General features: G+C 71.1%; 13 protein-coding genes and 1 pseudogene. 8 read left to right on the top strand and 6 right to left on the bottom strand.

All coding sequences use genetic code 11. The features are described from left to right. Window positions 1-15 precede the first annotated feature (15 nt). Both ACIPEK_RS00530 and ACIPEK_RS00535 read left to right on the top strand, forming a co-directional pair. Window positions 16-1,038, top strand: coding sequence for an ATP-binding cassette domain-containing protein (locus ACIPEK_RS00530; RefSeq protein WP_401989443.1), 1,023 nt, complete (start codon window positions 16-18; stop codon window positions 1,036-1,038). Between the two features lie 61 nt (window positions 1,039-1,099). After that, window positions 1,100-1,810: a DUF1707 domain-containing protein gene (locus tag ACIPEK_RS00535; RefSeq protein WP_401989444.1), complete on the top strand. Its 711-nt coding sequence runs from the start codon at window positions 1,100-1,102 to the stop codon at window positions 1,808-1,810. A 46-nt stretch (window positions 1,811-1,856) separates the two neighbouring features. On the opposite strand, the pseudogene ACIPEK_RS00540 reads toward ACIPEK_RS00535, so the two are convergent. Beyond that, window positions 1,857-3,104, bottom strand: a pseudogene (locus tag ACIPEK_RS00540) (SGNH/GDSL hydrolase family protein); the annotation flags it as partial. A 208-nt stretch (window positions 3,105-3,312) separates the two neighbouring features. Here ACIPEK_RS00540 and ACIPEK_RS00545 point away from each other — a divergent pair. Then, complete coding sequence (locus tag ACIPEK_RS00545; RefSeq protein ID WP_401989445.1) at window positions 3,313-4,695, top strand: DUF445 domain-containing protein; 1,383 nt, start codon at window positions 3,313-3,315, stop codon at window positions 4,693-4,695. 181 nt (window positions 4,696-4,876) lie between these two features. Here ACIPEK_RS00545 and ACIPEK_RS00550 read toward each other — a convergent pair whose 3' ends face one another. Next, the gene (locus ACIPEK_RS00550) at window positions 4,877-5,179 is read right to left on the bottom strand and encodes a hypothetical protein (RefSeq protein WP_327274997.1); all 303 of its coding nucleotides are present in this window, start codon (window positions 5,177-5,179) and stop codon (window positions 4,877-4,879) included. A gap of 176 nt (window positions 5,180-5,355) precedes the next feature. Between ACIPEK_RS00550 and ACIPEK_RS00555 the strand changes: the two genes are divergently transcribed. The 3 genes from ACIPEK_RS00555 (at window position 5,356) to ACIPEK_RS00565 (ending at window position 8,114) form a co-directional block, all read left to right on the top strand. Beyond that, window positions 5,356-6,858, top strand: coding sequence for an MFS transporter (locus ACIPEK_RS00555; RefSeq protein ID WP_401989446.1), 1,503 nt, complete (start codon window positions 5,356-5,358; stop codon window positions 6,856-6,858). After that, window positions 6,855-7,493: a TetR family transcriptional regulator gene (locus ACIPEK_RS00560; protein ID WP_401989447.1), complete on the top strand. Its 639-nt coding sequence runs from the start codon at window positions 6,855-6,857 to the stop codon at window positions 7,491-7,493. The genes ACIPEK_RS00555 and ACIPEK_RS00560 overlap by 4 nt, the downstream gene beginning before the upstream one ends. A gap of 63 nt (window positions 7,494-7,556) precedes the next feature. Continuing rightward, complete coding sequence (locus ACIPEK_RS00565) at window positions 7,557-8,114, top strand: hypothetical protein (RefSeq protein WP_401989448.1); 558 nt, start codon at window positions 7,557-7,559, stop codon at window positions 8,112-8,114. A gap of 42 nt (window positions 8,115-8,156) precedes the next feature. On the opposite strand, the gene ACIPEK_RS00570 is transcribed toward ACIPEK_RS00565, so the two are convergent. Then, entirely contained in the window at window positions 8,157-8,666 is a 510-nt protein-coding gene (locus ACIPEK_RS00570; RefSeq protein WP_383069315.1) for a MepB family protein, read from the bottom strand. A 258-nt stretch (window positions 8,667-8,924) separates the two neighbouring features. On the opposite strand from ACIPEK_RS00570, the gene ACIPEK_RS00575 reads away from it, so the two are divergent. Further along, window positions 8,925-9,209 carry a hypothetical protein gene (locus ACIPEK_RS00575; RefSeq protein WP_401989449.1) on the top strand — a complete coding sequence of 95 codons (285 nt, stop codon included), beginning with the start codon at window positions 8,925-8,927 and terminating at the stop codon, window positions 9,207-9,209. A gap of 68 nt (window positions 9,210-9,277) precedes the next feature. Here ACIPEK_RS00575 and ACIPEK_RS00580 read toward each other — a convergent pair whose 3' ends face one another. From ACIPEK_RS00580 to ACIPEK_RS00590, 3 genes are all read right to left on the bottom strand, one after another. Next, complete coding sequence (locus ACIPEK_RS00580; RefSeq protein WP_401989450.1) at window positions 9,278-9,832, bottom strand: NADPH-dependent FMN reductase; 555 nt, start codon at window positions 9,830-9,832, stop codon at window positions 9,278-9,280. A 106-nt stretch (window positions 9,833-9,938) separates the two neighbouring features. Further along, window positions 9,939-10,286 (bottom strand): hypothetical protein, encoded by a 348-nt coding sequence (locus ACIPEK_RS00585; protein ID WP_401989451.1) that lies wholly within the window; start codon window positions 10,284-10,286, stop codon window positions 9,939-9,941. Window positions 10,287-10,463: 177 nt separating this feature from the next. Next, the gene (locus ACIPEK_RS00590; protein ID WP_401989452.1) at window positions 10,464-10,724 is read right to left on the bottom strand and encodes a hypothetical protein; all 261 of its coding nucleotides are present in this window, start codon (window positions 10,722-10,724) and stop codon (window positions 10,464-10,466) included. Window positions 10,725-11,101: 377 nt separating this feature from the next. Here ACIPEK_RS00590 and ACIPEK_RS00595 point away from each other — a divergent pair. Beyond that, the coding region (locus ACIPEK_RS00595) for a tectonin domain-containing protein (protein ID WP_401989770.1) at window positions 11,102-11,203 on the top strand (102 nt) is incomplete at its 3' end.

Below are 11,203 nucleotides of genomic sequence, written 5' to 3' on the forward strand. Positions count from 1 at the left end.
GCGAGGGCATCGGACATGAACACAGAAACCGGCACCGGCACCGGCACGGACATCGGCAAGGGCGCCGACACCGGCTTCATCGAGCTCGACAACGTCGAAAAGGTCTTCGACGTGCGCCGCAAGACCGGCTTCATGCGCAGTGAACGCCGCCAGGTGCGAGCGGTCGACTCCATCAGCTTCCGCGTCGCGCGCGGCGAGATGGTCGGCTACATCGGCCCGAACGGTGCCGGGAAGTCGACCACGATCAAGATGCTGACCGGCATCCTCACCCCGAGCGGCGGCCGGCTGCGGGTGGCGGGCATCGACCCGTCCAGGGAGCGTACGAGGCTGGCGCACCGCATCGGTGTGGTGTTCGGCCAGCGCACCACGCTCTGGTGGGACCTGCCGCTGCGTGACTCGTACCGGCTGATGCATCGGATGTACCGGATTCCCGACGCCCGCTACCGCGAGAATCTGGACCGTTGCATCGAACTCCTCGACCTGGGCGAGCTGTTGGAGGTGCCCGTTCGGCAGCTGTCGCTCGGGCAGCGGATGCGTGGCGACATCGCGGCGGCGCTGCTGCACGATCCCGAGGTGCTGTACCTGGACGAGCCGACGATCGGTCTGGACGTCGTCTCCAAGGCCAAGGTCCGTGGATTCCTGCGGGACCTCAATGCCGAACGTGGCACGACCGTGCTGCTCACCACGCACGATCTGACGGACATCGAGCAGCTCTGCAAGCGTGTGATGGTGATCGACCACGGCCGTCTGATGTACGACGGGGCGCTCGTCGGACTGCATGAGGTGGGCGAGAGCGAGCGGATGCTGGTGGTCGACCTGGAGCGTCAACTCCCGCCTATCCGGTTGGAGTCTGCGCCTTCGGTCCGTACGGTGAAGGTGGAGGGGCCGCGCCAGTGGCTGGCCTTCCCGGCCTCGGAGTCGGCCGCGCCGCTGGTCGCCCGGATCGCGGCGGACTACCCGCTGGTCGACCTGTCGGTGCGGGAGCCCGACATCGAGGCCGTGATCGCGAAGATGTACGCGTCGGCCGGCGGCATGTAGATCGGTGACGGGAGCGTACGCTTTCAATAGGCTACGCGGTATGACAAGTGACCTTCCCGAAATGCGTGCTTCCGATGCCGAGCGCGAGCGTATCGCCGAGACCTTGCGCGAGGCGGTGGCCGAGGGCCGGCTGGAGATGGAGGAGTTCGAGCACCGGCTCGAAGCGACCTACAAGGCGCGTACGCACGGGGAGTTGGAACCGCTCGTCCGTGACCTTCCGGCACCGGGCACGGCAGTTGCCCCGGTGGGTGCGGCCCCGGTACCGACCGGCTCGGCTGTGCGCTGGGCGGACCGTATCGGCAAGCCCGCCACGTCGCGCGGCGCGTTCGCGGTCTGGGGAGGGTTCGGCCGCCGGGGAAACTGGACGGTGGGCCGGAAGTTCACCGCGTTCACGATGTGGGGCGGTGGCGAGATCGATCTGCGCGAGGCCGACTTCGAGGACCGCGAGGTGGTCATCCGCTGCTTCACGATCATGGGTGGTATGCGCGTGACGGTCCCGCCGGAGCTGAACGCCGAGGTCAGGGGCTTCGGCATCATGGGCGGCTTCGGCGAGCGCTCGAAGGACGAGGGAGCTGCGTCGCCGGATTCCCCGCGGGTGCGGATCACCGGGTTCGCGCTGATGGGTGGAGTCGGCGTGGAACGCAAGCGGAGCAAGGCGCAGAAGCAGCGGCTGAGGGACGCGGATCGGGCGCGGGAGCTGGACCGGGAGCGCGGGCGCGAGCGGGGGCGGCTGGAGAAGGGCCGGGGGTCATCGGACCGCTTCGAGGACTGAGCCCGAGACGTCCTGTGGCCTTCCGCCGCCCCCGGCCCCGCCGCCAGAGCTGGTCGGAGACGGGCCGGTCGTGTTGCAGGGCCGGCAGGCCGACCAGTGCGCCCAGCCGCCGGTAGCCCGTGTCGTTCAGGTGGAGATGGTCGCCGCAGTCGTAGGCGGGCCGCAGCCGGGCCGGGCGGTACGGGTCGCGGGCCGCCTTGTCGAAGTCGATGACCGAGTCGAAGATCCCGCCAGCCCGGATCAGCTCGTTGACCTGCTCCCGCACGGCGTTCCGCGCGGGTGTCCAGGTGCGGAACCCCCCGTACGGCATCAGCGTCGCCCCGACGACCCGCAGCCCGTGTGCGTGGGCGCGCCGGGTCATGGACCGCAGCGCGTCCGCGATGCGCTGCGGGTCGGTCTCCTGCGGGAACTGCTGCACATCGTTGATGCCGAGCGCGATGACGACCGTCTTCACCCCGGCGACGTCCAGCACGTCGCGGTCGAAGCGGGCGCTCGCCCGTACACCGCGGCCGTCGCGCAGGATGCGGTTGCCCGCGATGCCGGCGTTGACCACTCCGTACCTGCCGCGCAGCCGGTCGGCGAGCACGTCGGGCCAGCGGCTGTTCGCGTCGAGGGTGGAGCCGGTGCCCGCGGTGAGCGAGTCCCCGATCACCGCGATCGTTCCGGCGGCGCTCTCGTTGTGTACGTCGACGGCGGTGAGGTAGCGCCAGTCGGTGGTGCGCCAGGTGCCCCGCCCGTCCTCCACGTACGACGTCTGGTGGGTGCCCGGGTGGATGGTGACAGGGCCCTCGGCGGTGGGGGTACGCAGGGTGACGACGAGATCGGCGTCGGCGGCGACCGGGACGAGGACCGGGTCACTGACGATCTGTCCGCCCGCGGCGACCGTCACGGCGGCGGCGCCCCGGAAGGTCACGGGGCGGCTGTTCACCGTGGCGTGGTCCACGACCAGCGGGTGCGTGCCGAAGAGGTTGGAGAGGGTGATGCGGGCCGCGTCGCCGCCGATGCTGGTGTGCACGACGTTACGGATGGTGCGCCGGGTCAGGTCGCTGCCGTTGTACGTGTCGATCACCCCGGTGGTGGGGGCCGCCGCCCAGGTGCCGAGCCAGAGGCCGGTGGAGTGGGCCGGTGCGGCGGGCGCACGGGCTACGGACCGCGGGTCGGGTGCGGCGATCTGCTGCGACCGGGTGCCGGAGCCGGAGAAGAGCAGGGAGCCGGTGAACGCCACGCCGGCGGCGAGCGCGGCGGTGCCCGCCACGAGGGCGATGTGCAGGGCGTACCCCTGGCGCCTGGGCATGGACGGTGTGTCTCCTCGTGGTCAGACCGGCCGGCACATGGGGGGGGGGGCGGCGTCGCGGGGCCCCCATGTGCCGGTCGGTCTTCATCGGACTGATCCCATGATGGGGCAAGGTGTCGGGAACTCGACGTGCGGCCCGGGAGTAGGTCAGGTAAGGACAATGCGTACGGGACACCGGGGGCGAGGCGTACGCGGACGGGTGGAGCGGATGGAACGGATCGATGGGACCGGACCCGGGGCACAGGGTGCGGGGCGGCCGAAGCGTGCCCGGAAGCAGGTGGCGGGCGCGGCCCGTCCCGCGCCCGGCGGCCACCCGGCCCCCCTCGCCTCGTTCGCGTACACCGCGGCCGACGAGGAGAAGCGTCGCGGCGTACGCCGGATGAAGACCACGGCCACGGGCCTCCTGCTGCTGGTCGCGCTCGTGTACATCCTCGCCACCTGGGCGAAGAACGCGGGTGTGGGCGGCTGGCCCGGCTTCGTCGCCGCGGCCGCCGAGGCGGGGATGGTGGGTGCGCTGGCCGACTGGTTCGCCGTCACGGCGCTGTTCAAGCGCCCGCTCGGTCTGCCGATCCCGCACACCGCCATCATCCCCACCAAGAAGGACCAGCTGGGAGCCTCCCTGGGTTCCTTCGTCGGCGAGAATTTTCTCTCCGGCGATGTCGTGCGCAGCCGGATCCACGCCCTGGGTATCGGTGGCCGGCTCGGTGCCTGGCTGGCCGAGCCGGATCACGCCGACCGGGTGACCGCCGAGCTGTCGACCGCGTTGCGCGGTGCGCTGACGGTGCTGCGGGACTCCGATGTGCAGGCCGTGGTGGGTGAGGCGATCACCCGGCGGGCCGATGCGGCGGAGATCGGTCCCGGCCTCGGCAAGATGCTGGAGAAGATCGTCGCGGACGGCGGCCACCGCAGGATGGTGGACCTGATCTGTGTGCGCGCCCACGACTGGCTGGTGCTGCACGGCGATTCGGTGATGGACGCGGTGCAGGGCGGGGCACCGGGCTGGACGCCGCGGTTCGTCGACAAGCGGGTGGGGGAGCGGGTCTACAAGGAACTGCTGCGCTTCATCACGGAGATGCGGGACATGCCGGGGCACCCGGCGCGCGGTTCGATCGACACGTTCCTGACGGACTTCGCGGCCGACCTCCAGACGGACTCGGACACCCGGGCACGGGTGGAGCGGCTGAAGTCGGAGATCCTGGGGCGCGGCGAGGTCCAGGAGGTCATCGCATCGGCCTGGTCGTCGGTGCGCACGATGATGATCGCGGCTGCGGACGACGAGCAGAGCGAGCTGCGGCTGCGCGCGCGGGCCTCACTGCTGACGTTCGGCGCGCGGCTGGCGACGGACGGGCGGATGCAGGCCAAGCTGGAGGGCTGGCTGGAGGACGCGGCGGTCTATGTCGTCACGACGTACCGCGCGGAGATCACGTCACTGATCAGTGACACGGTCGCGAGCTGGGACGCGGACCAGACATCGAAGAAGATCGAGGCGCACATCGGCCGTGACCTGCAGTTCATCCGGATCAACGGCACGGTGGTGGGTGCGCTGGCGGGGCTGCTGATCTATACGGTGTCGCGGGCACTGGGGGCGTAGGACCCGGGTTTCCGGCTCGTCGGAGCCTTGAGGGTTGCGGGTGCGTACCCGTCCTGTCGTACGGATACGCACCCGGCTTGGACCGGGAGTGCCCTTGAATACGCACACGGTCCCGCCCGCGTTCAACGCGTCCGCGTCCGGCAGCTGATCACCGGCTGATCACCGGCAATCCGTACGCGCTTCAGGCGGCCCTGCGGGTGACCGCCCACGACGCGGCGGCCACGCCGCCCGCCACGGCGAAGACGGCGGGCCAGGCGCCGACCTTCTTGGCCAGCGGGTGCGAACCGGCGAACGCGGCGACATACGCGGTGGTCAGCCCGACGGCCGCGCGCGGCCCGGCCTGCCGGTTCCACTCGTACGCGGCGACGCTGCCCGCGGCGGCGAGGGCGACCCCGCCCAGCGGCCGCTTCTTGGTCCACCGTGCGACGGCGTACCCGCCGACCAGCCCGCTCGCCGCCACCGCCGCTGCCGGAACCTTCGCCATCGCAGCCACCTTCGCCTTCTTGTCTGAGTTGTCCGGACCCGGAGCCCGGGTCTTCGAGGCTAACGCGGCGTGCGGACTTCCTGTCGCCGAGGGGGTGTACAGGCGTTTACCCTTGGGGGTGAACGAGCGTGCACCCCTGCGCGAAGCCCCTGCCGCCGAGCACCGTACGGAGAGCCATGCCCGCGGACATACCTGCCCCGACCGCCACCACGGATGAGGCCCCGCATCCCCGTTTCGCCGTAGGCGTCCTCGCGTTCTGCGGTGTCGTGGTCGCGGTCATGCAGACGATCGTCGTCCCGCTCCTCCCGCACATCCCGGCCCTCACCGGCGCGACCCCCGCCGCCGCGAGCTGGCTGGTCACCGTCACCCTCCTCACCGGCGCCGTCTTCACGCCCGTCCTGGGCCGGGTCGGTGACATGTACGGCAAGCGGCGGGTGCTCGTCGCCTCGCTCATGGTGCTGGTGGTGGGCTCGGTCCTGTGCGCGGTCAGCTCCCACATCGGGGTGCTGATCACCGGCCGTGCCCTGCAGGGTGCGGCGCTCGCCGTCGTACCGCTGGGCATCAGCATCCTGCGCGACGAACTCCCGCCCGAGCGGGTGCTGTCCGCCGTGGCGCTGATGAGCTCCACGCTCGGCATCGGCGCGGCGGTCGGGCTGCCGGTCGCGGCGCTCGTCGTCGAGAACTTCGACTGGCACACGATGTTCTGGGTCTCGGGAGTGATCGGCGTCATCGACATCGTGCTGGTGCTGCGGTGCGTACCGGAATCCCCGCTCCGCACCCGCGGTCGGTTCGACGCCGTCGGTGCGCTGGGGCTGTCCGGGGCCCTGGTCTGTCTGCTGCTCGCGGTCACCCAGGGCGCCGACTGGGGCTGGACGTCGGCGCGGACGGTCGGCCTGCTGGTGGCCGCGGTCGTCGTGGCGCTGGTCTGGGGTGCGTACGAGCTCCGCGTCCCGACACCCATGGTCGATCTGCGGGTCTCGGCCCGCCCGGCCGTCCTGCTCACCAATGTCGCCGCCCTGCTGATCGGCTTCGCCTTCTATGCGAACTCCCTGGTCACCGCGCAGATGGTGCAGGAGCCGAAGGCGACGGGTTACGGGCTCGGTGCCTCGCTCGTCGTCAGCGGGCTGTGTCTGCTGCCGGGCGGCGTGATGATGGTGGCGCTCTCGCCGGTCTCGGCGCGGATCTCCGCGAAGTACGGTCCGAAGGTGAGCCTTGCGCTGGCGGCGGGCGTGATCGCGGCCGGCTACGTGGTGCGGTACTTCACCAGCCACAGCCTCTGGATGATCATCGCCGGTGCGACGGTCGTCGCCTCGGGCACGGCCATCGCGTACTCGGCGCTGCCCGCGCTGGTCATGCGCGGCGTCCCGGTCGGCGAGACGGGCGCGGCCAACGGCCTCAACACCTTGATGCGGTCGATCGGGCAGGCCTTCTGCAGCGCGACGGTGGCCGCGGTCCTCGCCGGCATCACGTTCGTGGCGGGCGGCCGGACGGCCCCGACGCTCCACGCCTACCAGGTGGTCTTCCTGATCGCGGCGGGCGCGGCGCTCGCGGCGATGCTGGTCACGCTGTGCCTGCCGGGCGGCCGTACGCCCACGGCGGGTACGGTCGAAGAGAGCCGCAACGCCCCGGGCGACCGGAAGGACGGTGTGCGGACGATGCCGATCCAGGAGGGCGCATGACCAGCCGCCAGGCCACCGTTCCGGCCCCGGCCCCGGCTCCGGCCCCGGCTCCGGCCCCGGCCCCGGCTCCGGCCCCGGGACCGGAGCCGGCCGCCGCCGATCCGGGCACGGGCCGGGACGCGATCCTGCGCGCCGCCCGCCGGGCGTTCACACAGCGCCCCTACGCCGAGGTGACCATAAGGGGGATCGCGGCCGACGCCGGAGTGAGCCCGTCCCTGGTCGTCAAGCACTTCGGCCGCAAGGAAGAACTCTTCAACACCGTCGCCGACTTCGGTCCCGCAGCCGCCGAACTCTTCGACGCCCCGCTCGGCATGCTGGGCCGCCACATGGTGGTGACGCTGGTGAGCCGCCGCCGGGAACTGCAGTCCGACCCACTGCTGCGGGTCGTCTTCTCGCTCGGCAACCACGACGAACGCTCCCTGCTGCGCGACCGCTTCCACGAACAGGTCACCGACGCCCTGGCCGCCCGCCTCACCGGCCCCGAACGCGCCCTGCGCGCCGAACTGATCGCCGGCCACCTCCTCGGCCTCGGCGCCACCCTCAGCCTCCACCGCGAGGGCGCAGGCGCCCAGGCCACCCCCGAACACATCGCGGACCTGTACGCGCCCGCGCTGCAGACCCTGATCACGGGGTGAGGGGCGGGGGGCGACGCCGGACCGGGGATGTAGGGTCTGGCCCAACCGGAAGAGGGGGGCCTCATGTTCATCCGCACCAACACGCGCGGCGCTGCAACGGCCGTGGCCGCGGCGGCGGTTCTCGGAGCGTTCCTGGTGGGCTGCACCAGCGTCTCCACATCGCAGGGGCCGGGCGACGACGTTCCCCGTGTGGCGCCGTCCGCGAACGCGGCGGCCATGGCCAAGGCGGCCGACGACGCCGCCGCGGCGAAGAGCGCCTCGGACGAGGCGAGTGCGGAAGCGGAGGCGGTCGAGGCCGCCGGGAACAGTCCGGAGGCCGTACGCGACGCCTTCGCGGGTCTCCAGGCCACGCTGAACGACAACTGCACCCCGGGATCGGCGAACTGTGCCTATTTCCTGGGCCGGGTCAACGACGAACTGGCGCTCCTGGACAAGGCGATGAAGACGGACGCTCAGGGCCCCGGCCACTTCAAGGAGCCGCTGGCCCGGATCAGCGCCCTGCGCAAGACGCTGAACGGTGACACCACCACGGCCAACCTGGAGAAGCACCGCTCCGAACTGATCGGCACCCGCGACCGCATCAACACCTGGATGCAGGGCCACCCGGAGGACTACCGCTGACGGCCGCCGCCCTGTGCCCACCGCGCCGGGCGGGCGGCGCGGTCACGGGTGATAGAGCGCCCGGGACCGGCCCGGGTCGACCGCCCCACCCTCTTCCGCAGGCAGGCCCACACGCAGGAAATGGTCCGCCTGCCACTCCTGCGTACGGCCGGCCTGGCGATTGGTCGTGGTGACCCAGGGCGGGTAGACGCGGAAGGCGCGCTTCCCACCGGAACCGTTCCTCGACACGATGCCCCGCTCGCAGAGCACGTCCCGCGGAAACACGAACTGCCCGAAACGGTCGGCGTCACGGGTACTGATGACGAAGAGATCGACAGGGTCCTCGGAGTCGTAGGGCTGAATCGGCCCACCGGCGGACCGCTTCCACACCGTCACGAACTGACCGGCCTTCGTCGGGGTCGTCCTGGCCACCCGGAACCTGACGGCGGCGCCGTCCACGGTGAATACATGCGCCCCGTATTCGGCGCTCTCCGCCTCGGGCACCGGCCGGGAACATACGAACCCGCACGGGTCGTAGACCAGCGCCTTCGCCGCGAGAAGGTCGGCGTGCATCGGCCCGTCGCACGACCAGGGCTCGGGTGCGGGCCCGGGCCCACAAGACGTCATCATTCATCCGATTCTGTCATCGCGCCGCAGGCGGGCCGCCGACGAGTGCATGGGGCCGACCGCACCCGGGCTCGGCCGCCGCGGCCGACCCCGGGCCCCGCCCGGCCGGCGGGGCTTCGCCATGCCCGCCCCCGGCCGGTCCGCCGCTCTCCCGCCGGTATGATCGGCACACGATTTGAACTCGTTCAAAAGGGGGAACAGTTCATGCCTGAGCCGACCGTGCCCGATCGAACCGACACGCCCGCCGTCGCCCTGGGCCCCACCGCACTTGTCCTCGGCTCCATCTCCGCCGTAGGTGTATGGGTGCCCGCGCTCGCCATGTTCCCATGGGCGGTCATCGCCGGAGCCCTCGCCGTCACCCTCGGCGCAGCGGGCATCCACTGCGCCCGCCACGGCACAGGCCGCCTGTGGACCGCAATCGCCGGAACCACCCTCGGCATCATCGGATTCGTCGGCGCCATCACCCTCATCTGGGCGATCGGCGCCTGACCCCGGAGCTCCCGCCGGGAGCCACTCGCCCGCCCGACTCCCACCGGGCGGGCCGCAGCTGCGTCGCCCTACCCGCGACCGATCTGCGCGGCCCGCCCCGTCAGCAGCCCGAGCACCCGCCCCAGCTGCTCGCGGGCGCCCGGCTCGGTGATGATCCCGTCCGCGTCGACCGCGTTCCGGTCCACGGTGATCCGCACGCAGGCCGGTTCCACGATGTCCGCACCGGTGTAGCCGAGCACCGTTCGCAGCGTGGCCTCCGCGCCCTGGCCACGGCCGGCGGCAGCGGCGTTCACCCACGCGGTCGGCTTGTCGCAGATCTCGGTGCCGCCGACCGTCCAGTCCAGCAGGTTCTTGAACGCCCCCGGCAGGGTCCCCGCGTACTCCGGTGTACAGACCAGGACGGCATCCGCCTCGTCGATCGCCGTACGCAGCGCGGCCACCGGCTCCGGCAGGGGCTCGGCGTCGTCATCGGGATTGAAGTGCGGGAGCGCCGCGAGGCCGCCGTAGAGAACGGTCCGTACGCCCGCAGGCGCCACGGCCTGCACGGTGCGCAGCACGGTCTCGTTGGAGGAACCGCTGCGCAGGCTCCCGGACAGCAAGAGGATCACACGGGGTGTCGACATGTCCGGCCAACCAGCGACGGCAGGGCCTCATTCCCGTGACCGCGCCACCCCGGCACGAGCGCGGCTGACTCGTACCGGGGTGGGCGGCCGGACGGTGGTGGCGGGATCAGCCGAAGGCGACGGAACGGAGCTTCAGCCGGTCGGAGGCGTGGCCGCCGTTCGGCCGGAGGAGGAAGAAGTCGCCCTGGCAGTCGACGCCGGTGAAGACAACGGCGGTTGCGTCGGTGTAGTTCCACGGAGAGCGGGCGGGGCTCGACGAACCGGGGTCGGCGACCTCGGGCAGGGTGATGCACTCCCTGCTCGGCGGGTCGATCAGGAAGGCGACCTGCGGGGAGCCGTCGAGACCGCTGTACGTGTAGCTGAAGTCTCCGGAGGCCGCGTCGGCCGAGGTCGGCACAGCGACGATGAGCGAGAGCGCGCCGAGGGCGGCAGCCACGGTGGAACGAAGACGCATGAAGGGCACTCCTTGTGCGGGAGAAAAATCGGAACCGGCCCAAGTCTGGGGTGATGACCTGCAGTTACAGTCAGATGTGGGGTTCCGTCACCCGGACGGGAGCTGCCGAATCGGTTCTGCCCACGGCCATGTGGGTCACGTACCGCGCTCGCCGAGTTGACCGCCGCCGCAGCCGGGTCACGACAGCGCAGGCGGCGCTTCGGGGGCGGGGTCCGGTCGTTCGGTGGCGCGTACGGTGTCGAGGTACACGCCGATCGCGTCCCTGTTGCGCACCAGGCACTGGATGCGCTCGGTCATGCGGTCGCGCTCGTGCTTCAGAGTGGCGAGCACGGCCGGTGGCGGCGTCGTGGGCGTCTTCCTGCTGGAAACGTTCGGATCAACGGCCTTTCCCTGGAGCGTACTTGTGCTGATGCTGCCGGTGGCGGCGGTGGCGACCACAGCCCGCGTACACGGATTCCCGGCACGGCGCGCGAGCGCGACCCGGTGAACGTCTCGCAACCTGTCCAAGGGGCCGAACCCGAGGGAGGCATCCTGGCGAGCGTGTCCCTTCGGTGCCCGCTGGGACCGAGCGTGGGCAAGGGGTTCGTCCCTTGAGTGGTGAACCGGCCGCCGCTCCCGGCCTCTTGTGGGTTACAGCGTTTCCGGCCTTCTGATTGCGTCGGGGGAGGACCGCCTCCCATGCACATCGGGAGTGAAATAAAACAAACGGCGATCTTTGGGCTATTTCGGCAGTCAATCCACAAACGCGGTCGTTTGGGTGACCTTGCCGAGCGCCAAATTCCTCCTTGCAACGTTCGAGGCGAAGGGACACGAGCATGACTGACTGGAAGCAAGTCTCTGGTGGTCTCACGACGATCTCGGTCGGGTCCAGGACTCATGTGTGGGGTGTGAACTCTCTGGGCCAGATGTACCGGTAC

This window comes from Streptomyces sp. NPDC088246, assembly GCF_044741025.1.
Lineage (GTDB): Bacteria > Actinomycetota > Actinomycetes > Streptomycetales > Streptomycetaceae > Streptomyces.

Excerpts from the sequence above, each read along its gene's own strand:
- ACIPEK_RS00530 (WP_401989443.1), top strand. The coding sequence starts at position 16 with ATGAACACAGAAACCGGCACCGGCACCGGCACGGACATCGGCAAGGGC.
- ACIPEK_RS00565 (WP_401989448.1), top strand. The coding sequence starts at position 7,557 with ATGTTCATCCGCACCAACACGCGCGGCGCTGCAACGGCCGTGGCCGCG.
- ACIPEK_RS00560 (WP_401989447.1), top strand. The coding sequence starts at position 6,855 with ATGACCAGCCGCCAGGCCACCGTTCCGGCCCCGGCCCCGGCTCCGGCC.
- ACIPEK_RS00585 (WP_401989451.1), bottom strand. The coding sequence starts at position 10,286 with ATGCGTCTTCGTTCCACCGTGGCTGCCGCCCTCGGCGCGCTCTCGCTC.
- ACIPEK_RS00535 (WP_401989444.1), top strand. The coding sequence starts at position 1,100 with ATGCGTGCTTCCGATGCCGAGCGCGAGCGTATCGCCGAGACCTTGCGC.
- ACIPEK_RS00570 (WP_383069315.1), bottom strand. The coding sequence starts at position 8,666 with ATGCACGCCGACCTTCTCGCGGCGAAGGCGCTGGTCTACGACCCGTGC.
- ACIPEK_RS00555 (WP_401989446.1), top strand. The coding sequence starts at position 5,356 with ATGCCCGCGGACATACCTGCCCCGACCGCCACCACGGATGAGGCCCCG.
- ACIPEK_RS00575 (WP_401989449.1), top strand. The coding sequence starts at position 8,925 with ATGCCTGAGCCGACCGTGCCCGATCGAACCGACACGCCCGCCGTCGCC.
- ACIPEK_RS00580 (WP_401989450.1), bottom strand. The coding sequence starts at position 9,832 with ATGTCGACACCCCGTGTGATCCTCTTGCTGTCCGGGAGCCTGCGCAGC.
- ACIPEK_RS00550 (WP_327274997.1), bottom strand. The coding sequence starts at position 5,179 with ATGGCGAAGGTTCCGGCAGCGGCGGTGGCGGCGAGCGGGCTGGTCGGC.
- ACIPEK_RS00545 (WP_401989445.1), top strand. The coding sequence starts at position 3,313 with ATGGAACGGATCGATGGGACCGGACCCGGGGCACAGGGTGCGGGGCGG.